This is a genomic window from Nonomuraea helvata (assembly GCF_039535785.1).
GTDB classification, from domain to species: domain Bacteria; phylum Actinomycetota; class Actinomycetes; order Streptosporangiales; family Streptosporangiaceae; genus Nonomuraea; species Nonomuraea helvata.
Genome location: NZ_BAAAXV010000003.1, coordinates 1 through 19,673 on the forward strand (window position 1 = coordinate 1; position 19,673 = coordinate 19,673).

Consider the following 19,673-nt stretch of genomic DNA (forward strand, 5'->3'; position numbering starts at 1 on the left):
GTCACCCGCCTGATGGTGAACACCTGCTGCTCGGCCCTGGAGAAGGCCGGCCAGGTCTGATCCTCGCTCGCAGAGAAAAGAACGGGCCCCTCGTCGCCGAGGGGCCCGTTCTTGCATCGAGACGAGACGATTATGGCAGGCGGAAGTTCAGGTCGGGCTCGATTTCCGCGACATCCATCTGGGCCTTCTGCAGGCGGCCCGAATGGTCCCAGTTCATCGCCTGCCAGCGGGTGAACTGGTCGAGCACCCACATGCCCGACTGGCGGCTGCCGTTGCCCGACTTGCCGTTGCCGCCGAACGGGAGGTGGGCCTCGGCGCCCGAGGTGGAGTTGTTGACGCTGACCATGCCGGCCGAGATGCCCTCGCGGAAGCGGAAGGCGTGCTGCGGGTCACTGGTGTAGATGGAGCTCGACAGGCCGTAGCCGGGCAGGTTGGCCAGCTCGATGGCCTCGTCCAGGGTCCTGAACGTGGTCACGCCGACGATCGGGCCGAACGTCTCCTCCAGGAACAGCTGGTCGGTGGGCTGGACGCCGTCCACGACGACCGGGTGGTAGTAGAGGCCCTGCTCGCCGTCGAAGTCGCGGTGCGGGTTGTCCTTCGTGATCCGCCCGACATTTCCGGACACGACCTTGTGGTGGGGTTGGATCCAGGTCAGGAACTCCTCGTACCGGTCGGCGAACTTCTGGTCGAGCAGCGGGCCCGCCAGCACGTCCCCGTCAGGGTGGCCGATCGTCGACTCGCGTACGGCCCGCGCGTACCGCTCCACGAACTCGTCGTGCACGCTCTCATGCACGATCACCGTGCCCAGGCTCGTGCAGCGCTGGCCGGCCGTGCCGAAGCCCGAGAACAGCGCGCCCTCGACGGCCAGGTCGAGGTCGGCGTCCGGCATGATCACCATCGGGTTCTTGCCGCCCAGCTCCAGGCAGGCCGACTGCAGGTGCCGCCCGGTCAGCTCGCCGATCTTCCTGCCCACCTCGCTGGAGCCGGTGAACCCGACCTTCTGCACGCTCCCCTCCCCGAGGGCCTGCTCCAGTCCCTCGAACGTCTCGGCGCCGTCGGCGAAGACGAGGTTCAGCACACCGTCGGGCAGCCCGGCGGCCACGAAGAGCTGGAACATGGCGTGCGCGGAGGCGGCGGCGTACTCGGCGGGCTTCCAGACGACGGCGTTGCCGCAGAGCAGCGCCGGGACCAGGTACCACGAGGGCACGGCGACCGGGAAATTGCCCGCGGTGACGACCGCCGCGACACCGACGGGGTTCCGGAACGTGAACAGGTTCTTGTCCGGCATCTCCGACGGGACCGTCTGCCCGTACAGCCGGCGGCCCTCGCCGAGGAAGAAGTCGCACGTGTCGACGATCTCCCGCACCTCGCCCAGGGCCTCGGCGTACGGCTTGCCGATCTCCTCGGTCACCAGGCGGGCCAGCCGCTCGGCGTTGGCCTCGACCAGCCGCCCGATGGAGGCGATCACCCGCCCGCGCACCGGGGCAGGCACCTTGGCCCACTCGCGCTGGGCCTCCTTGGCGGCACGGCAGGCGGCGGCGAACGTGCCGGCGTCCGCCAGGCCGACGTGGGCCACGACCTCGCTGGTGCGCGAGGGGTTGGTGGACGCGTACGTGGCGGTGGTGCCCGCCTCCTTGCCACCCACTATGGAAACGATCTGACGGCTCACCGGTGCCCTCCTCGTAGTTTCTCCGGACAGACAATCATCTCGCCGGAAAAAAACCCAAGGCGCGCTCAGGGTGCCGCCGCGCCGTCGCTCTCCTGCGCGAGCCTGCGCAGCTCGGGCCCGTACTCCGGGTGCGCGAGCGCGGCGGCGAACTGCGCCCTGAGGTAGTTGAGCGGCGAGCCCGTGTCCCACCAGGTGCCGTCGATGACCTGCCCGTACACCGGGTGGCCGGCGGCGTGCCGGTTCAGGGCGTCGGTGAGGTAGATCTCGCCCTGCGGGTTCTCGTGCCACCTGCGCGTCTGCTCCTGGAGCTCTTCGACGACACCGGGGGTGACGACGTACCCGCCGATGGCGGCGTAGCGCGAGGGCGCCTCCTCGGGGGACGGCTTCTCGACCAGCCCGGAGATCAGCAGGCGGCCGTCGCCGAGGTCCTCCTTGACGATCGGCACGCCGTACCGCGAGGCGTCCTCGACGGCCATCGGCATCAGGGCCAGCACGGGCGCCCCGGTGGCCTCGTACGCGGCCTTGAGCTGCTTGGCCCTGGGCACCTCCGCCACGAACACGTCGTCCGCCCACAGCACCATGAACGGCTCGTCGCCGATGACGCGGGCGGCGTTCAGCACGGGGGTGCCGTTGCCGTACGGGCCGTTCTGGTACAGGTACGTGATGTGGGCCAGCGACGACAGCTCCGCGACCGCGTCGGCCAGGTCGTCCTTGCCCGCGGCGCGGAGCTGCAGCTCGAGGTCGGCGTCGGGAGCGAAGTGCCGCTGGATGAGGTCCTTGCGGGGCGAGGTGACGATGGTGATCTCGTCGATGCCGGAATCCACGAGCTCGCGGATGGTGTGCTCGATGACGGGCTTGTCGCCGATCGGCAGCATCTCCTTGGGCAGCGCCCTGGTCAGCGGCAGCAGCCGGGTGCCGAGTCCGGCCACGGGGATGACGGCTTTGTGGACCATACGTCTCTCCTTGGATCGAGCGGCTTGATCGTGCAGGGGAGCGAGGCCGACGTTACCTCAGCCGTTCTGCCCGGTCTGCCCCAGGATGCGCGCGGCAGCAGCCGGGCCGGCCGTCCCTCCGCAGGCGCCGACTCGATGCCCGGCACACCTCCTGTATGGCGCTAGGCGGTGAAGTCGGCGAAGTCGAAGCCCGGTGACACGATGCAGCTCACCAGCACCGGCTCGTCGGAGGCCGGGCGGGCCGACTGCCACACGCCGCCGGGCACGACCGCCTGGGGGACCTCGCCGTCCTCCACCCGCGGTCCCAGGGTGATCGTGGTGTCGCCGATCGTCAGGCTCAGCGGGCCGCCGCGGTGCCACAGCCAGACCTCGTCCGACCGCACCAGGTGCGGCACCGACGCCTCGCCCGGGTCCAGCAGGAAGTAGATGCCGGTGGCGCTGGCCCGCGGCCCCGGGTATCCGTCCGGCCGGAACGTCACGGCCGTCTTCCACGTCTCCCTGAACCAGCCGCCTTCGGGGTGGGGGAGCAGGTCGAGGGCCTCGGCGATGGGCGGACGCGCGACGAACCCGACCGGGGCGCCCGTGACGTCCCTGCGCAGGAAGCGGTTGCCGTCCAGGACGAGCTGCCCGTCGAGCGAGGTGGCGAGGGCGGCTGCCTCGTCGGGCACCTCCATGGACGGGCCGTCGGGGTACGTGCGCAGCTCCACTTGGCAGAGTTTATGCCAATAAATCAGGACAAGGCGGGTGACGCATGCCGGGTCTCCGGGCAGCTCGCGAACTTAACGCGAAATGTCGGTCGAGGTGGCTAGTCTGCGGCAGGTGATCGAACGGTGGAGCCGTGATCAGGTCCTCGCCCTTGCCCCCGACGCGTCGTCCCAGAAGGCGGCTCAAGGGGTGGCGACGCCCGGGAAATGGTCGTTGCGCGGCGCGACAGGCACGATCGTGTACGGCGAGTGCAAGGGGAGCGGGGCCAGGCCCTACCTTGCCTGCGTCGACCTGAACGAGCCCGCGTACCGGTGCAGTTGCCCGAGCAGGAAGTTCCCGTGCAAGCACGCGCTCGGGCTGCTGCTCATGTGGTCCGCTGACGGGCTGCCCGTTACGGAGGACGCTCCGCAGTGGGTGACCGAGTGGGTCGAGGGGCGGGCCGAGCGGGCCGCCAAGGCGGCGGCCAAGATCGAGGTTGCCCGCGCCAGGAAGGCGGCGGAGAGCGACACGTCGGATGGCGGGGGGAGCGGCGCGGCTTCTGAGGGCGGGGTCTCTGAGGGTGGGCGGTCGCGGGCCGCTGGGGAGGTCGCGGCGGCGTCCGAGAGGCGCCCCGAGTCCGTACGGCATGGCCGCGTCGCCGCCGGGCTGACCGAGCTGGAGCGGTGGCTCGATGACCAGGTGCGGCAAGGGCTGGCGGGGGCCGCCGAGCACGAGTGGGAAGGGCTGGCCAAGCGGCTCATCGACGCCCAGGCGCCCGGCGTGGCGGGGATCGTGTCCAGGCTGGGCCGGGTCCGGGCGGACGACGACTGGCCGGGGCGGCTGCTCGAGGAGTACGCGCTGATCCGGTTGCTCGCCATCGCCTACCGGCGGCGGTCGGAGCTGCCCGCGCCGCTGGCCGAGACCGTGCTGAGCCGGGTCGGGTTCCCGGTCGGCCGGGACGAGGTGCTGGCCGGGCCCGGCGTGCGCGATCGGTGGGACGTGCTGGGCAGGCGCGACGAAGTGCAGGACCGGCTGACCGCCCGGCGGGTGTGGCTGCGAGGGCGCCACACCGGACGGGCGGCGCTGGTGCTCTCGTTCGCGCCGCAGGGGCAGCCGCTCGACGCCTCCCTGGTCACGGGGACAACGATCGATGCCGACCTCGGTTTCTACCCGGGCGCCGCCCCGCTGAGAGCGCTCGTCGCCGCCCGCTACGACTCGGGCGAGAACGACGTCTCCGGGAGAGCGCGTCCGGCCGACGACGGTGGCTCCAAGGCGACGCCGCCGGGGGTGGGTCCGGCCGACGATGGTGGCTCCAAGGGGGTGCCGCCCGGCGTGTCGCCGGATGGGGCGCTCGACGAGGTGGCCAGGGTGCTGGCCGAGGATCCGTGGACCGAGTCGTGGCCGCTCGTGCTGGCCGGGGTGGTACCCGGGCGGGCCTCACTCGGCGGTCTCCCGCTGCACCCCGTGGCGCGCGATCCGTGGCGGCTGATCGCCGTCTCCGGGGGCCGCCCGCTCACCGTGGCGGTGGAGTGGACACCCCGAGGGTTGCGGCCCCTGACCACCTGGGACGACGAAGGAACGGCGGTGATCCTGTGACCGCCTGGGAGGAGCTGGCGTCCACGGCGCTCGTGGGCACCGATCGCAGGCCGTACCACGGAGATCTGCTCGAGGCCGCGGCCGTCGAAGTGGCGCGGCGCAGGGCCGGGCGCAGGATCGGGGAGCCCGAGCGGCAAGACCCCGCGCCCGATGAGGAGCGGGCGGCCGTGGGACGTCGGGCGGCCGAGCGGCTGGCGCGGATCATGGGTGGCGAGCACGAGAGGCTGCTCCCCGAATGGCTGGCCGCGGCCGCCGGCACCGGCAGGAGGGTGCCGCCTTACGTGCTGCCCGAACTCCTGGACAGAGGGCGGCGGGACCGCTCGATCCGGGTGCATCTCGGGGTGCTGGCCGGGCAGCGGGGGCGGTGGCTGGCCGGGGTCAATCCCGCCTGGGACTACCTGCTCGAGGAGCCGACAGGGGAGACGTGGGAGCTGGGCGGCGCCGCGGATCGGCGTGAGCACCTGCGTGCCCTCAGGAAGGCCGATCCCGGCCGGGCCAGGCGGCTGCTGGAGAGCACATGGGAGCGGGAGACGCCCGACGACCGGGCCGAGTTCGCGGAGGTGCTGGCCGACGGGCTGAGCATGGAGGACGAGCCGTTCCTGGAGAGCGCGCTCGACGACCGCCGCCGAGAGGTGCGCCAGGTCGCCGCCAACCTCCTCACCCGCCTCCCCGGCTCGCGCCTGTCCCAGCGCATGGCCGAACGGGCGCGCGCCTGCGTGGCCATCAAGGGCAACGTCATCGCCGTCGAAGCCCCCGAGGTCTGCGACAAGGCGATGGAGCGCGACGGTGTGCGCCCCAAACCGCCGAGAGGCATCGGCGAGCGGGCCTGGTGGCTGCAGCAGCTCCTCGCCCGCGCCCCGCTGGGGGTCTGGGGCCACCCGCCCGCGCGGCTGCTCACGATGAGGATCCCCGACTGGGACGCCGAGGTGAAGGCGGCCTGGGTACGTGCCGCGATCCTGCAGAAGGATCCCGGGTGGGCGCGGGCGATGTTCGGGTGGGACCCGATCGCGGACCTGCTGGATTCTCTGCCGCCCGACGAGCAGCAGGAACTCGCCGCCGATTTCGTGAAAAAGCATGACCTGGACAGCCAGTTGATCATGGTGTTGGGCGGAGTGTCGTCCCACTGGCGCGAGGGCCTGGCCACGGCCGTCCTCCGCAAGATCGTGAAGGTGGCCACCACACAGCCCTGGAACCTCGGGGAGCTGGTCAAGATGGCGGGTGAGCGCATCGACCCGGCCCTGTTCCCCCTGGTCCTGAGCTACTCGCCCGTGGAGTCCATCCAGCAGGTGGCCGCCCTGCTGCGTTTCCGTGCCGACATGTACAAGGAGCTTTGCCCATGACCGTTCTGCGTCCGCACGCGGAAGACCAGTACGCCGAGGAGCTGGCCGTCCTGGCCAAGGACGACGACCGGCCCAGGCCGCCCGGCTGGAAGCTGTCGCCGTGGGCCGTGACCACGTACATCCTGGGCGACGGCGACCGCATCACCCCCAAATACGTGGGCGCGCGCCGCATCGTCGAGGTCGCCGTCGCCACGCTGGCCACCGACCGCGCGCTGCTGCTGCTCGGCGTGCCCGGCACGGCGAAGACCTGGCTGTCCGAGCACCTGGCCGCGGCCATCAGCGGCGACTCCACGCTGCTCGTGCAGGGCACCGCGGGCACCGCCGAGGAGGCCGTCCGGTACGGCTGGAACTACGCGAGACTGCTGGCCGAGGGCCCCTCGATCGAGGCGCTGACCCCGTCGCCCGTGATGCGCGCCATGGCCGAGGGCCGGGTCGCGCGGGTGGAGGAGCTCACTCGCATGCCGTCCGACGTACAGGACGCCCTGATCACCGTCCTGTCCGAGAAGACGCTGCCGATCCCCGAGCTCAACCACGAGGTCCAGGCCGAACGCGGCTTCAACGTCATCGCCACGGCCAACGACCGCGACCGGGGCGTCAACGAGCTGTCCAGCGCGCTGCGCCGCCGCTTCAACACGGTCGTGCTGCCGGTCCCGGCCACGGCCGAGGAGGAGGTGGACATCGTCTCGCGCCGCGTCACCCAGCTCGGGCACGCGCTGCAGCTGCCCGAGACGACGACCGGACTGACGGAGATCCGGCGGGTGGTGACGGTCTTCCGCGAGCTGCGCATGGGCGTCACCGAGGACGGGCGCACCAAGGTCAAGTCGCCCAGCGGGACCCTGTCCACGGCCGAGGCCATCTCGGTGCTCACCAACGGCATCGCCCTCGCGGCCCACTTCGGCGACGGGGTGCTGCGCCCCTCCGACGTGGCCGCCGGGATCGTGGGGGCGGTGGTGCAGGAGCCGGTGTCGGACCGGGTGGTGTGGCGCGAATACCTGGAGACGGTGGTCCGCGAGCGCCCCGACTGGCGCGACTTCTACCGCGCCTGCCGCGAGGTCATATGAGCACCACCCCGACCTCTGACCCCACGACCTTCACGACCGGGACTTCGGTCAGTGGGGCCGACGTCTCCGTGCTGGGAGTGCGGCATCACGGGCCGGGCTCGGCGCGGGCCGTGCGGCGGGAGCTCGAACGCCTGCGCCCCCACGCCATCCTCATCGAGGGACCGCCCGAGGCCGACGCCCTCGTGGCGCTCGCGCCCGAGCTGGAGCCGCCCGTCGCGCTCCTGGCCCACGTGCCCGGAGCCCCCGCGCGGGCCGCGTTCTGGCCGTTCGCCGCCTTCTCGCCCGAGTGGCAGGCCATCCTGTACGGCACCTCCGCCGGCATCCCGGTGAGCTTCTGCGACCTCCCCGCGGCCCATTCGCTGGCGACGGAGGCGGACGAAGAGCACGAAGACGGCATGCGGGCCGACCCCATCGGGAGCCTCGCCGCGGCCGCCGGATACGACGACCCGGAACGCTGGTGGGAGGACGTCGTAGAACACCGGGGCGACACCCTGCCCAGCCCACCCCACCAGACCCCCTTCTTCGAGGTGATCGCCGAGGCCATGGCCGCCGTACGTGAGGGCTACGAGCCGGACGCGCGGGAGGCCAGGCGCGAGGCGTACATGCGCAAGACCCTCCGCGCGGCCGTCAAGCAGGGCTACGGCCGGATCGCGGTGATCTGCGGCGCCTGGCACGTCCCGGCGCTGACGGGCAGGCTGCCGACCGTCGCGCAGGACAACGCGACCCTGAAAGGGCTGCCCAAGGTCAAGGCCGAGCTGACGTGGGTGCCGTGGACGTACGGGCGGCTGGCGTCCTGGAGCGGTTACGGCGCGGGGATCACCTCGCCCGGCTGGTACCACCACCTGTTCGGCACGCCGGACCGGCCCGTGGAGCGGTGGCTCGCCGAGGCCGCCGCGGTGCTGCGCGACGAGGGGCTGGCCGTGTCGTCCGCGCACGTCATCGAGTCCGTACGCCTCGCGCACAGCCTCGCCGCCCTGCGCGGCAGGCCCCTGGCCGGGCTCGGCGAGGTCACCGAGGCGGCCAGGGCCGTGCTGTGCGAGGGCGACGACCTGGCCGTCGAGCTGATCCAGCGGCGCATGGTCGTCGGCGACCGGCTCGGCCACGTCACCGACGGCACGCCGATGGTGCCGCTCCAGCGGGACCTGCGCGAACAGCAGCGACGGCTCAGGCTCAAACCCGAGGCGCTCGACCGCGAGATCGACCTCGACCTGCGCAAACCGCTCGACCTCGACCGCAGCCACCTGCTGCACCGGCTCAGGCTGCTCGGCGTCGGCTGGGGCACGCCGGGTGAGTCGCGGGGGAAGGGCACCTTCAGGGAGACCTGGACGCTGCAGTGGCGGCCCGAGCACGACCTGGCGCTCATCGAGCAGGCCGCGCTCGGCACCACGGTGGCCGGGGCGGCGGCGCAGCGGGCCAGGGACCTGGCCGCGACGGACAAGACCGCACTGGCGGACCTGACGTCGCTGGTCGAGCAGTGCCTGCTGGCCGACCTGCCGGAGGCGCTGCCCGAGGTGCTGGCCGCCCTGTCGGCCAAGGCGGCGCTCGACACCGACGTGACGCACCTGATGGCAGCGCTGCCGGCGATGGTACGCGCCCACCGGTACGGCGACGTCCGGGGCACCCCGGCCGAGGGGCTGGCGGTGATCGTGCGCTCGATGCTGGACCGGATCCGCGTCGGCCTGCCGGTCGCGGTCACGGGAGTGGACGACGAGGCGGCCGCCGACCTGCTCAAACACGTCGACGCGGTGCACGCGGCCGTCGCCCTCCTGACGACCGGCGACATCGGCGGCAACGACGACAACGGCAACGGTGGCAGCGGCGACGGCGGTGGCAGCCACGACAACGCCTCGCCGCGCAGCCGGTGGCTGGTCACCCTGCGCGGCATCAGCGACCGGCAGGACCTGCACGGTCTCATCGAAGGACGGCTCACCAGGATCCTGCTGGACGCCGGCGAGCTCGACGACGCGGCCGACCGTATGGCCAGGGCCATGTCCAGGGGGCAGACCCCGGCCAGGGCGGCGGCGTGGGTGGAGGGGTTCCTGGCGGGCGGCGGGCTGCTGCTGGTGCACGATCCCCGGCTGCTGAGCCTGGTGGACGGGTGGCTCACCGGGCTGTCCGGCGACCAGTTCACCGACGTGCTGCCGCTGCTGCGCCGTACGTTCGGCGGGTTCGCCGCGCCGGAGCGCAGGGCGATCGGGGAGCGCGTCCGCTCGGCCGAGGGCGGCCGGCGGGAAGGGGAGCAGGACGTGGACGAGCGGCGCGCGGCGGCGGCCGTCGCGACCGTGCTCGCGATTCTTGGCAAGGCAGAGGGAGAGTCGGACGGATGAGCGCGACCAGCGAGGGGCCCAGCGAAGGAACCGACGAGCGCCTGCGCAGGTGGCGGCTGGTGCTGGGCGGCGGCGACGCCGACGGCACCGGATGCGGGCTGGAGGGCGTCGACGCGCGGATGGACTCCGCGCTGTCCGCCGTCTACGACCAGGACGGCGGCAGGGAGGGCGGGCTCGGCGCGTCAGCGCCCCGGGTGGCGCGCTGGCTCGGCGACATCCGCACGTACTTCCCCTCCACGGTCGTCCAGGTCATGCAGAAGGACGCCATCGAGAAGCTCAACCTCACCCGGCTCCTCCTGGAGCCGGAGATGCTCGAGGCCGTCGAGCCGGACGTGCACCTCGTCGGCACCCTGCTCGCGCTCAACCGGGTCATGCCCGACCAGGCCCGCGAGTCCGCCAGGGCCGTGGTGCGCAGGGTGGTGGACGAGCTCGAACGGAGGCTCGCCCAGAAGACCAGGGCGGCCGTGACCGGCGCGCTCGACCGGTCGGCCAGGACCCACCGCCCCAAGAGGGTGGCCGACATCGACTGGGACCGCACGATCCGGGCCAACCTCAAGAACTACCTGCCGGACAGGAACACGGTCGTCCCCTCGCGGCTCGTCGGCTACGCCCGCAGGCAGCGGTCGGTGCAGCGCGAGGTCGTGCTCTGCATCGACCAGAGCGGGTCGATGGCAGCGTCGGTGGTGTATTCGAGCGTGTTCGGGGCGGTGCTGGCGTCGATGCGCTCGCTCAAGACGTCCCTCGTGGTGTTCGACACGGCGGTGGTGGATCTCACCGAGCAACTGCACGACCCGGTGGAGCTGCTGTTCGGCACCCAGCTGGGCGGCGGCACCGACATCAACCGGGCCATCGCGTACTCCCAGGGCCTCATCACCCGGCCGGCCGACTCCATCTTCGTCCTGATCAGCGACCTGTACGAGGGCGGCGTCAGGGAGGAGATGCTGCGCCGGGTGGCCGCGATGACGCAGGCGGGCGTCCAGGTGATCGTGCTGCTCGCGCTCTCGGACGAGGGCGCGCCGTTCTACGACCACGAGAACGCCGCCGCGCTGGCCGCGATGGGCGTGCCCGCGTTCGCGTGCACGCCCGACGCCTTCCCCGACCTGATGGCGGCCGCGATCGAGCGGCGCGACATCGTGCAGTGGGCCGAACGTCACATCGCGGTGTGACGTGCCCGGCCCCGCTCTCAATGGCCCTGACCGTCCGCCCTGGCCTTGCGCGGCAGCAGGTACGACAGGGCGAAGGTCAGGGCCAGCAGCCCCACCTCGACCCAGACCGTGACCTGCATCGACGAGCCGAAGCTCCACCGGTTCTGGAGCAGGTTGAAGAAGAGCGTGCCGAGCACGGCGGTGCCGAGCGCGCCGCCGAGCTGCTGGATCGCGGTCAGCGTGCCGGAGGCGGAGCCGGACTCGTGCGGCTCGACCCCCGCGAGCACGATGTCGAAGAACGGCGCCATGGTCAGCCCCATGCCGATGCCGACGAGAGCGAGCCCGGGAGCCAGCTGCCAGCTGCCGACGTCGAGCCCGGCGAGGTGGATGGTGAGGGCGAGCACGGCGGCGCCGGCCGCCATGACGACGGTGCCGATCTGTAGCAGGCCGCGGCCCAGCTTCTCCTGCAGCCCGGACATCGCCAGCCCGAAGCCGATCACGCCGCCGATCGCCTGCGGCAGACCGGTGAGGCCGGCCTTGAGCGGGCTGAAGCCGAGACCGAGCTGGGTGTAGAGGTTGAAGACCAGGCCGAGGCCCATCATGCCGGAGAAGAACGCCAGCCCGGCCACGAGACCGCCGGTGAAGGCGCGCTTGCGGAACAGCCCCGGCGTGACCAGCGGGTCCTTGCCGGAGGCGGCCCGGCGGGACTCGTAGCGGGCGAAGACGGCGAACAGCACGATCGAGGCCGCCATCGAGATGTACGTCCACACGGGCCAGCCCAGCTCGCGGCCCTGGATGAGGGGGTAGATCAGCAGGAACGAGGCCACCGAGACGAGCGCGACGCCGACGAGGTCCAGCTTGGTGGCGTTCGAGAGGCGGTACTCGGGCAGGAAGCGCATCCCGGCCAGCGCGGCGGCCAGGCCGATCGGCAGGTTGATCAGGAAGATCATGCGCCAGCCCGTACCGAAGAAGTCGGCGTCGACCAGCCATCCGGCCAGCACGGGACCGCCCACGGACGAGATGGTCATGACCGGCCCGAACATGCCGAACGCCTTGCCCATGTCCTGCGGCGGGAACATCTCCCTGATCAGCCCGAGGCCCTGCGGGAGCATCACGGCGCCGAACAGGCCCTGCAACACCCGGCTGGCGATCAGCATCTCGGGCCCGGCCGAGACGCCGCAGAGCAGGGAGGCGGTGGTGAAGCCGAACGCGCCGATCACGAACATGCGCTTCCTGCCGAACAGGTCGCCGAGCCGGCCGCCGGTGATCAGTCCGACGGCCATGGCCAGGGTGTATCCGGCGCCGAGCCACTGCACGAGGCTGGCGCCGCCGCCCACGTCCTTCTGGATGCTGGGGGCGGCGATCGACGTCACGAGCGCGTCGAGCAGGTCCATGACCTCGGCGGCCAGGATCACGAAGAGGGCGATCCAGCGCCAGCGGTAGGGCTGGATCTCGGTCGTCGCCTCTGAGGCGGTGACTGTCATGGGGGACTCCTCAAAACGGTGTTCTATCCAACGAACGCTGTTCGTTACGAACACTGTTTTAGGGCCGAACACTGTTCGTGTCAAGTACAGCGTTCGTATACTGGTCGCATGGCAGGATCCGAGGACGTCCCCACGCCCCCATGGCGCAAGTCACGCAAGCCGGCGCCGCCCAAGCGGCAGCTCAGCCAGGACCTGATCGTCGACGCCGGGCTGCGGATCGTCGACACCGAGGGGCTCGACGCGCTGAGCATGAGACGCGTCGCCCAGGAGTTCGACACCGGCCCCGCCTCGCTCTACGCGCACGTGGCCAACAAGGAGGAGCTGCTCGAGCTCATCTACGAACGGGTCCTCGGCGAGATCGAGCTGCCCGAGCGCGATCCGAGCCGCTGGAAGGAGCAGCTCAGGGCGTACGCCATGGAGGTGCACCGGGTGCTGACCGCCCACGCCGACGTGGCGCGGGTGGCGCTGGCCAGCGTCCCGTCGGGGGAGAACTCGATCCTCGCGGGCGAGTTCGTCTTCGGGCTGCTGATCGAGGCCGGCATGTCCCCGCGAGAGGCGTCCCTGTCCATGGACCGGATCCACCTGTACGTCACCGGCGACGCGTACGAGGGCTCCCTGCACTACGCGCGCATGCGCGCGGCCGGGCTGGACGACCCGCGGGAGTACTTCGAGCGCTTCGCCGGGCAGCTCGCCGACTACTACCGGGCGCTGCCGACAGAGCGCTTCCCGCACATCCAGAAGTTCGTGGACGACCTGATCGCCGACGACGGCGAGGAGCGCTTCCGCTACGGCCTCGAGCTGCTCCTCGACGGCATCGAGGCCCGCATGCCCTAGGCCCAAATGCCTAGGTCCCGCGCCCGATGTGCCGGCATGCGGTTTCGCCATAGTTTTCCGCGTATGACGACGACAACGGTTGAGAGATCTACGGCGGGCGTGGTGTCCGCGCAGTACCGCGCGCTCAGCGTCGGGCTGGTCGCGCTGGTCATGCTGGTGGCTTTCGAGGCGATGGCGGTGGCCACGGCGATGCCGGTGGTGGCCCGCGAGCTCGACGGCATGCATCTGTACAACCTGGCCTTCAGCGCCACCCTGGCGGCCAGCGTGATCGGGACGGTGCTGGGCGGGCGGTGGAGTGACGTGCGGGGGCCGCTGCAGCCGATCGCGGCCGGTGTGGCGGGCTTCGTGTCCGGGCTGCTGCTGGCCGGGCTCGCGCCGACCATGGAGCTGTTCGTGGCGGGCCGGTTCGTGCAGGGGCTCGGGGGAGGGCTGATCCAGGTCTCCCTGTACGTGGTCGTCGCCCGGGTCTATCCGCCGGCCATGCATCCCAAGGTGTTCGCCCTGTTCTCGGCCGCCTGGGTGGTGCCGTCCATGGTCGGCCCGGCCATCGCCGGTTTCGTGGTCGAGAACGCCGACTGGCGGTGGGTCTTCATCGGCGTGGCCTTGATCGTCATCCCGTCGGCGCTGCTGCTCTGGCGCGGCACCGCGGGCCGCGAGGTGGCGAGCGGCATCGCCGGGCCCGCACCGGGCCTGGGGCGCAAGCTCGTCTGGGCCACGCTGACCGCCGTCGCCGCCGCCTTGATCCAGTACGGCAGCGCGCTCAAGCTCGCCGGCCTGCCGCTGCTGCTCGCCGGCGTCGTCCTGGTGGCGGTGGCCCTGCCCAGGCTGCTGCTGCCCGGCTCGCTCAGGGCCGCCCCCGGCCTGCCGACCGCGCCCGTGCTGCGCGGCCTGGCCTTCGGCTCGCTGACGGCGTCCCAGGTGCTCATCCCGCTCATGCTGATCAACGAGCGCGGCCTGACCGCCACCGGCGCGGGCATCGTCCTCACCGTCGGCGCCCTCGGCTGGTCCACCGGCTCCTGGATCAAGGGCCGGGGCACGATCAGCCACATGACCGCCATCCGGGGCGGCGCCGCCCTGATCGCCATCGGCATCGCGCTCGTCACGCTCGTGCTCATCGACTCCCTGCCGGTCGCGGTCGCGTACCCGGCCATGGCCGTCGCGGGCCTCGGCATCGGCGCACTGCACCCGACGGTGTCCGTCCTGGTGCTCGAGATGTCCAAGGAGGGCGAGGAGGGCCAGAACAGCGCGGCCGTCGGCGTGGGCGAGTCGGTGTTCACCGTGGTGGCCGTCGCGCTCAGCGGAGCCCTGTTCACCGCCACCGGGGAGAGCTACGCGATCGGCCTGTCGTTCACCGCGGCGCTCGCGGTCCTGGCCTTTCTGCTCGCCCCGCGTTTTGTCCACCGGCGCGCAGCAGGCACTATGGAGGGAGCCGCGTCATAAAGGGGGGTACATGCCGCGAGTGCGGGAGCTTGAGGTCTTCCGACTGGTTCTGCCGTACGGCAGGAGGTCGGAGACCCTGCTCGTGAAGCTCACCGACCACGGCGGCATGACCGGCTGGGGCGAGGCCATCTCCCCTCAGCCGAAGACGTGGTCAAGGCTGGAGGAGTCGCTGGCGTCGCTGCTGATCGGCGTCGACTGGGAGCACCCCGACACGGTGCCGAGCGGCGACCCGGCGGTCGACATGGCCTGCTGGGACCTGTGGACCAGGATGCGCGGGGTGCCGCTCGCCGAGGCGATCGGCGGCACCCGCACCTCCCTCATGGCCACCGTGCGGCTGACCCCCGACGCGTCCGTGGAGAGCCTGGTGTCCCGGGTCAACCAGCAGGTCTGCGCCGGGTACGGGCACGTCACGCTGGACATCAGGCCCGGCTGGGACGTCGAGCCCGTACGCGCGGTGCGGCAGGCGTACCCGGCCCTGACCCTGGCCGTCGACTGCGGCAACGCTTACACCGATCTCGGCCAGCTCGTCGCCCTCGACTCCTACGGCCTGGAGGTCATCGAGCGGCCCTTCGCCGCCGGCGACGTCTTCACGCACGCCTCACTGCAGGACCAGGTGTCCGCCTCGGTCGCGGTCGAGGCCGCCTCCACCGCCGAGCTGGACGACTACCTGACGCTGCGGGCGGCGAAGGTGCTGCTGCTGCGGCCCACCCTGTTCCCCTCGCTCTCGGAGTCCCGCCGGGCACACGATCGGGCCGCGGCGGCGGGCTGGGACATCCAGTGCGCGGGCGGCCAGGGCGCGGGTTTGGCCAGGGCGGCGACGGTGGCGATCGCCAGCCTGCCCGGCTGCACGCTGCCGTGCGACGTGACGCAGCCGCCGCGCCAGAACCAGATCGTCAACCCGATCGTGGGCGCGAACGCCGGCGTCATCGCCGTGCCGCTCACCCAGTCGGGGCTGGGACACGACATCGACGAGACGCGGCTGCGGCGGCTGGCGAAGGAGTCGTTCCACGCGTAAGGTTCCTACCCGATCAAGAGGCGGGTGGGCGGGCGTGCGGCTGACGCGGTGGCGGGTGTTATGGATCCTGCTGACGAGGAACTTCCTGTCGTGCTTCCTTCCTGAATGGGGAAAAATCGTCATCGGCGTGGTGGCGATCCTGGGCTTTGGTGCCGGTCTGCTCCTGGCGAGCGAGGCCTATAGAAGTCTCGAGGCGGTGCTGATCGTCGCCGCCGCGTTCGGAGCCTGCGCGTTCGCCTTCGTGGCGGACCGGTTGCCGCGGCGGTTCCCGTGGCGCTGCCCCGTGCTGTCACTGGACGATCAGCCGCGGCTCCGGGAGCTGGTGGCGGACGCGGCCCGGCTCGCGGGATTCGACACCGTGCCCAAGGTCCGCGTCTCCGCCTGGGCCGAGATACGGGGGGGCCGGACCAAGCGGGGCAAGCCGATAGTGCTGGTGGGGCTGCCGCTGTTACTCGCGGCGGATGAGGCTGACCTGCACACGTTCTTGGTCAGGGAACTGCTCATCAGCAAGAGGTGGCGCTGGCACGAGAGCTGGGCCGTCCACCTGTTCATGGCGCACCATCCGGACTGGTCCTGGTTGGGCGAGGCGACCGCGTCGCTGCGGAGGGCGCTCTGGGACGAGACCCGTTCCATCGTCGGCAGCGAGCGCTTCGCCGCCTCCGTGCGGGCCGAGCTGCTTCTGGCGGGAGCCTTTGGCTGGCATGTGTCCCGCTATGTCGGGCCGTTCTCGCGTAAGGGCGGCGCATTGGATGCCTACGAGAGCTTCCTGTGGAAGATCCAGCGGGACGGGCTGCTGACCCGCGCCCGGCCGGAGCCCCCTTTTCCCGACGCGGTCGAGCTGATCGACTGGGACGCCGCCCAGCCGGTCGCCGATGGTGTGCCCGCAGGGGTGATGTCGCGGGTGCCCGGCAAGCTCGCCAACCGGCTCGGGAAGGTCATCACCCACAAGCTGCTCGGCAGGGGCGGGCTCGCGCTGGGCGCGCGGCCGTACCGGATAGCGGACATCCCGGCGGAGGAGTGGGCCCAGGTCGGTGAGTACCAGCGCGAGCAGGTGCTCGAGGCCGCGAGCAAGCTGCTCGACCGCCAGGCCACCGACCTGGACGTCGTCGAGCTGGCGGTCGCCGGGCGAGCGGGCGAGCTCGACTGGTGGCACAACGAGCAGCCGTGCCCCCACCCCACGCCCGGCGTCTGCGCACTGCTCCCGCTGTTCGACGTGGCGCTGCGGCGCAAGGGGTACGTGCACGAGCACACCTTCACCCAGCGCGAGCTGGTCGGCCCACTCGGGGATCGGATTAATCTGGTCGAATTGGCCGCCAAGGCCGAGCGTGGCGAGCCGTACGGGATCCTGTTGGGAGGACTCATGACGGGCCGGGACCCCGATGCCGATGCGATCAGGCTGGCCGGTGAGTCGCTGGCCCAGGGCGACCCCACCGGGTGGTTCGAGCGGCTCTACGCCGAGTCGGCGACCGGCGACGCGATCGTGCCGTGGGACTCGCGCTCCCCGCACCCCCTGCTGGTGGAGTGGGCCCGCGCCGGTCAGGGGCGGGCGCTGGTCGTGGGTGCGGGGCTGGGTGACGACGCCGAGCACGTGGCGGGGCTCGGCTACGAGACGGTGGCCTTCGACGTGAGCGAGTCGGCGGTCCGGCTCGCCGAGGAGCGCTTCCCCGGGAGCGAGGTCCGCTACCAGGCCGCCGACCTGCTGGATCCGCCCGGCGAGTGGCGGCAGGCGTTCGACCTGGTGGTCGAGATCATGACCGTGCAGGCGCTGCCGGAGCCGCTGCACGCCCGCGCCATCGCCGCGGTCGCGGAGTTCGTCCGGCCCGGCGGCACGCTGCTGGTGATCGCGTCGGGCCGGGAGGAAGGCGGGCGGGCGTTCGCGCCGCCATGGCCGCTGACCCCGTCCGAGATCGCGGCCTTCGCGGCGGGTGGGCTGGAGAAGGGGCGGGTCGAGGACCTGCGCGACGGCGAGCGCCACCGCTGGCGCGCCACCTTCCACCGGCCCGCCTGATCGCTACCCCAGGGGCTCCACCCGCTTCAGGATCACCGCGTACGTGAACGCGCCCAGCAGCGCCACGCACGAGATCACCATCAGCGGGACGGTGAACGACGACGTCTTGTCCACCAGGAAGCCGACCATGATGGGGCTGATGATGCCGGCGAAGTTCGAGGCGAAGTTCTGGATGCCGCCGATCGAGGCCACGTGCCGGTCGGCCGGGGCGACGTCGGCGGGGAGCGCCCAGATGTTGGAGGCGGCGAACGTCGAGCCCGCGTACGCGATCGACAGCAGCGCCAGCGCCATCCACGCCTCCGGCACCCAGACGGCGACGCCGATCACGGTCGAGACCAGGAACCCGCCGGAGATGAAGAGCTTCCTGACGCGGGTGAGCGAGTCGCCCCGGGTGATGCGGCGGTCGGACAGCCAGCCGCCCAGCCACTCGCCGGCGATGGCCACCAGACCCGGCAGCGCCCCGAACAGGCCCAGCTTCAGCAGGCTGAACCCGCGCTCCTCCACCAGATAGGTCGGGAAGAACGTGAGGAAGAAGTAGACGACCATGTTGAGGCAGAAGAAGCCCAGCATCATCGCCCAGATCGTGCGATAGCGGAACAGGTCCCGCCAGCGGAGCTTGGTCGCGCCCTCGTCGTCGCCCTCGAAACGGGCGCCGCCCTCGCGCAGGTAGGCCAGCTCCTCCTCGGTGATCTTCGGATGGTCCTGCGGGTCCCGGTACGTGCGCCACCACCCGAACGCCCAGAACAGCCCGATCACCCCGATGATCGCGAACGTCCACCGCCAGCCCAGCAAGCCGATCAGCGCGGTGACCACGGGCAGCGCGATGACGGCACCCACCCGCGAGCCGGAGTCCCAGATCCCGGTGGCCAGCGCCCGCTCGTGCCGGGGGAACCACCGGCCCGTGACCTTGGCGCTGGTCGTGGCGGCCGGGCTCTCGCCGATGCCGAGCAGCAGCCGTACGCCGAAGAGCGTCGCGAAGCTGCTTGCCAGCGCCGTCAGCGAGGTGAACAGCGACCACCAGATGGAGGCGAACGTGAACGTCCTGCGCGGCCCGAACCGGTCCACGAACCAGCCGGCGGCGAGCTGGAAGAAGTCGTAGGACCAGAAGAAGGCCGCCAGGATCATGCCCTCTTCGGTCTTGGAGAGCTTGAAGGTCTCTCCCATGAACGGCAGGGCCACTCCCAGGCTGGCACGGTCGAGATAGTTGATGACGAGCCCGGCGAAGACATAGCTGATCATGTACCAGCGCAACCGGCCGCGGACAGTGGTTCGGAGGGTTGTGGCCATCGCGATCCTCAGTAATATTTCCTATTGGATATTTCCGCTATGTTGCATACAACGCACGATGCCCGTCAAGACCCCCTCAAACTCGCCCTCGGAGCGTCAACTGTGTCCAATGAGCTCGAAAACCGTTTAAAGGGGCTCGTTCCGGCGGCCCGGCGCAGCGTCCTGACCGAGGACGTGTACGAGCGCATCAAGAGCCTGATCATGAACGGCGACCTGGAGCCCGGTGCCCGCGTCAACATCTACGCCGTCGCCCGGCTCCTCGACGTCTCGCAGACGCCGGTGCGCGAGGTGCTGTCCGCGCTGGAGTCCGAGGGCCTGCTGACCAAGGAGCCGCTGCGCGGCTACTCGGTGGCGCCCCAGCTGAGGCCGGACCAGATCGCCGACCTCTACCAGCTCAGGCTGCTCCTGGAGCCGTGGGCCGCGGCGCGCGCGGCCGAGCGGGTGACGGCCGAGGCCCGCGAGCGCGTGCGCGCCGAGCTGGCCAGCGTCCCGCAGGCGCCCCAGGGCACGAGGTACGAGGAGTACCACGGCCTGGCCGAGCACGACGCGCGCTTCCACGACCTGATCGCCGAGCTCTCGGGCAGCGAGGCGCTCAGGGAGTCGCTCCGGCGTACCCACGGCCACCTGCACCTGTTCCGCATCGGCTACGCGGGCAGGCGCACGGGGGATCCCACGCTGGCCGAGCACGCCCGCGTCGTCGAGGCCATCGCCGCGGGCGAGGCGGAGGCGGCCTCGGAGGCGATGCGGGCCCACCTCGCAGCCGCCCGCGACCGCTTTCTCGAGATCAGCCCCTGACCTGCCGGATTCGTCGGCGGTGCGGGACGCGATGC

The 19,673-nt window shown here is 71.5% G+C and carries 15 protein-coding genes; 10 read left to right on the forward strand and 5 right to left on the reverse strand.

Annotation, left to right across the window (positions count from 1 at the left end; all coding sequences use genetic code 11):
- Positions 1-130: 130 nt before the first annotated feature.
- The 3 genes from ABD830_RS18705 to ABD830_RS18715 form a co-directional block, all read right to left on the reverse strand.
- Positions 131-1,669, reverse strand: a complete 1,539-nt coding sequence (locus ABD830_RS18705) for an aldehyde dehydrogenase family protein (RefSeq protein WP_344988740.1) — start codon at positions 1,667-1,669, stop codon at positions 131-133.
- Between the two features lie 65 nt (positions 1,670-1,734).
- Entirely contained in the window at positions 1,735-2,622 is an 888-nt protein-coding gene (locus tag ABD830_RS18710; RefSeq protein ID WP_344988742.1) for a UTP--glucose-1-phosphate uridylyltransferase, read from the reverse strand.
- Positions 2,623-2,783: 161 nt separating this feature from the next.
- On the reverse strand, positions 2,784-3,329 hold the full coding sequence (locus ABD830_RS18715) for a cupin domain-containing protein (protein WP_344988744.1): 546 nt from the start codon (positions 3,327-3,329) through the stop codon (positions 2,784-2,786).
- 112 nt (positions 3,330-3,441) lie between these two features.
- Here ABD830_RS18715 and ABD830_RS18720 point away from each other — a divergent pair, with 112 nt between their 5' ends.
- The 5 genes from ABD830_RS18720 to ABD830_RS18740 are packed head-to-tail and all read left to right on the forward strand — an operon-like array spanning position 3,442 to position 10,796.
- Entirely contained in the window at positions 3,442-4,902 is a 1,461-nt protein-coding gene (locus ABD830_RS18720; RefSeq protein WP_344988745.1) for an SWIM zinc finger family protein, read from the forward strand.
- Positions 4,899-6,242 (forward strand): DUF5691 domain-containing protein, encoded by a 1,344-nt coding sequence (locus tag ABD830_RS18725; protein ID WP_344988746.1) that lies wholly within the window; start codon positions 4,899-4,901, stop codon positions 6,240-6,242. The genes ABD830_RS18720 and ABD830_RS18725 overlap by 4 nt, the downstream gene beginning before the upstream one ends.
- A complete protein-coding gene (locus ABD830_RS18730) occupies positions 6,239-7,303 on the forward strand; it encodes an AAA family ATPase (RefSeq protein ID WP_344988748.1) in 1,065 nt (354 codons plus the stop codon). The genes ABD830_RS18725 and ABD830_RS18730 overlap by 4 nt, the downstream gene beginning before the upstream one ends.
- Positions 7,300-9,630, forward strand: a complete 2,331-nt coding sequence (locus ABD830_RS18735) for a DUF5682 family protein (RefSeq protein ID WP_344988749.1) — start codon at positions 7,300-7,302, stop codon at positions 9,628-9,630. Before ABD830_RS18730 ends, ABD830_RS18735 begins: the two co-directional genes overlap by 4 nt.
- Positions 9,627-10,796 carry a VWA domain-containing protein gene (locus tag ABD830_RS18740; RefSeq protein WP_344988751.1) on the forward strand — a complete coding sequence of 390 codons (1,170 nt, stop codon included), beginning with the start codon at positions 9,627-9,629 and terminating at the stop codon, positions 10,794-10,796. The genes ABD830_RS18735 and ABD830_RS18740 overlap by 4 nt, the downstream gene beginning before the upstream one ends.
- A gap of 17 nt (positions 10,797-10,813) precedes the next feature.
- On the opposite strand, the gene ABD830_RS18745 is transcribed toward ABD830_RS18740, so the two are convergent.
- Entirely contained in the window at positions 10,814-12,259 is a 1,446-nt protein-coding gene (locus ABD830_RS18745) for a DHA2 family efflux MFS transporter permease subunit (protein ID WP_344988753.1), read from the reverse strand.
- 108 nt (positions 12,260-12,367) lie between these two features.
- Here ABD830_RS18745 and ABD830_RS18750 point away from each other — a divergent pair, with 108 nt between their 5' ends.
- From ABD830_RS18750 to ABD830_RS18765, 4 genes are all read left to right on the forward strand, one after another.
- A complete protein-coding gene (locus tag ABD830_RS18750) occupies positions 12,368-13,093 on the forward strand; it encodes a TetR/AcrR family transcriptional regulator (protein ID WP_344988755.1) in 726 nt (241 codons plus the stop codon).
- Positions 13,094-13,156: 63 nt separating this feature from the next.
- Positions 13,157-14,533: an MFS transporter gene (locus tag ABD830_RS18755; protein WP_344988757.1), complete on the forward strand. Its 1,377-nt coding sequence runs from the start codon at positions 13,157-13,159 to the stop codon at positions 14,531-14,533.
- Positions 14,534-14,543: 10 nt separating this feature from the next.
- A complete protein-coding gene (locus ABD830_RS18760; protein ID WP_344988759.1) occupies positions 14,544-15,548 on the forward strand; it encodes an enolase C-terminal domain-like protein in 1,005 nt (334 codons plus the stop codon).
- A gap of 34 nt (positions 15,549-15,582) precedes the next feature.
- Positions 15,583-17,556 (forward strand): methyltransferase domain-containing protein, encoded by a 1,974-nt coding sequence (locus tag ABD830_RS18765; RefSeq protein WP_344988761.1) that lies wholly within the window; start codon positions 15,583-15,585, stop codon positions 17,554-17,556.
- A 3-nt stretch (positions 17,557-17,559) separates the two neighbouring features.
- Here the strand turns inward: ABD830_RS18765 and ABD830_RS18770 are convergent, their stop codons facing one another.
- Positions 17,560-18,843, reverse strand: a complete 1,284-nt coding sequence (locus ABD830_RS18770; protein ID WP_344988763.1) for an MFS transporter — start codon at positions 18,841-18,843, stop codon at positions 17,560-17,562.
- Between the two features lie 102 nt (positions 18,844-18,945).
- Between ABD830_RS18770 and ABD830_RS18775 the strand changes: the two genes are divergently transcribed.
- Positions 18,946-19,638 carry a GntR family transcriptional regulator gene (locus ABD830_RS18775; protein ID WP_344988765.1) on the forward strand — a complete coding sequence of 231 codons (693 nt, stop codon included), beginning with the start codon at positions 18,946-18,948 and terminating at the stop codon, positions 19,636-19,638.
- The last annotated feature ends 35 nt before the right edge of the window (positions 19,639-19,673 follow it).

Excerpts from the sequence above, each read along its gene's own strand:
- ABD830_RS18730 (WP_344988748.1), top strand. The coding sequence starts at position 6,239 with ATGACCGTTCTGCGTCCGCACGCGGAAGACCAGTACGCCGAGGAGCTG.
- ABD830_RS18745 (WP_344988753.1), bottom strand. The coding sequence starts at position 12,259 with ATGACAGTCACCGCCTCAGAGGCGACGACCGAGATCCAGCCCTACCGC.
- ABD830_RS18750 (WP_344988755.1), top strand. The coding sequence starts at position 12,368 with ATGGCAGGATCCGAGGACGTCCCCACGCCCCCATGGCGCAAGTCACGC.
- ABD830_RS18710 (WP_344988742.1), bottom strand. The coding sequence starts at position 2,622 with ATGGTCCACAAAGCCGTCATCCCCGTGGCCGGACTCGGCACCCGGCTG.
- ABD830_RS18770 (WP_344988763.1), bottom strand. The coding sequence starts at position 18,843 with ATGGCCACAACCCTCCGAACCACTGTCCGCGGCCGGTTGCGCTGGTAC.
- ABD830_RS18735 (WP_344988749.1), top strand. The coding sequence starts at position 7,300 with ATGAGCACCACCCCGACCTCTGACCCCACGACCTTCACGACCGGGACT.
- ABD830_RS18760 (WP_344988759.1), top strand. The coding sequence starts at position 14,544 with ATGCCGCGAGTGCGGGAGCTTGAGGTCTTCCGACTGGTTCTGCCGTAC.
- ABD830_RS18755 (WP_344988757.1), top strand. The coding sequence starts at position 13,157 with ATGACGACGACAACGGTTGAGAGATCTACGGCGGGCGTGGTGTCCGCG.
- ABD830_RS18740 (WP_344988751.1), top strand. The coding sequence starts at position 9,627 with ATGAGCGCGACCAGCGAGGGGCCCAGCGAAGGAACCGACGAGCGCCTG.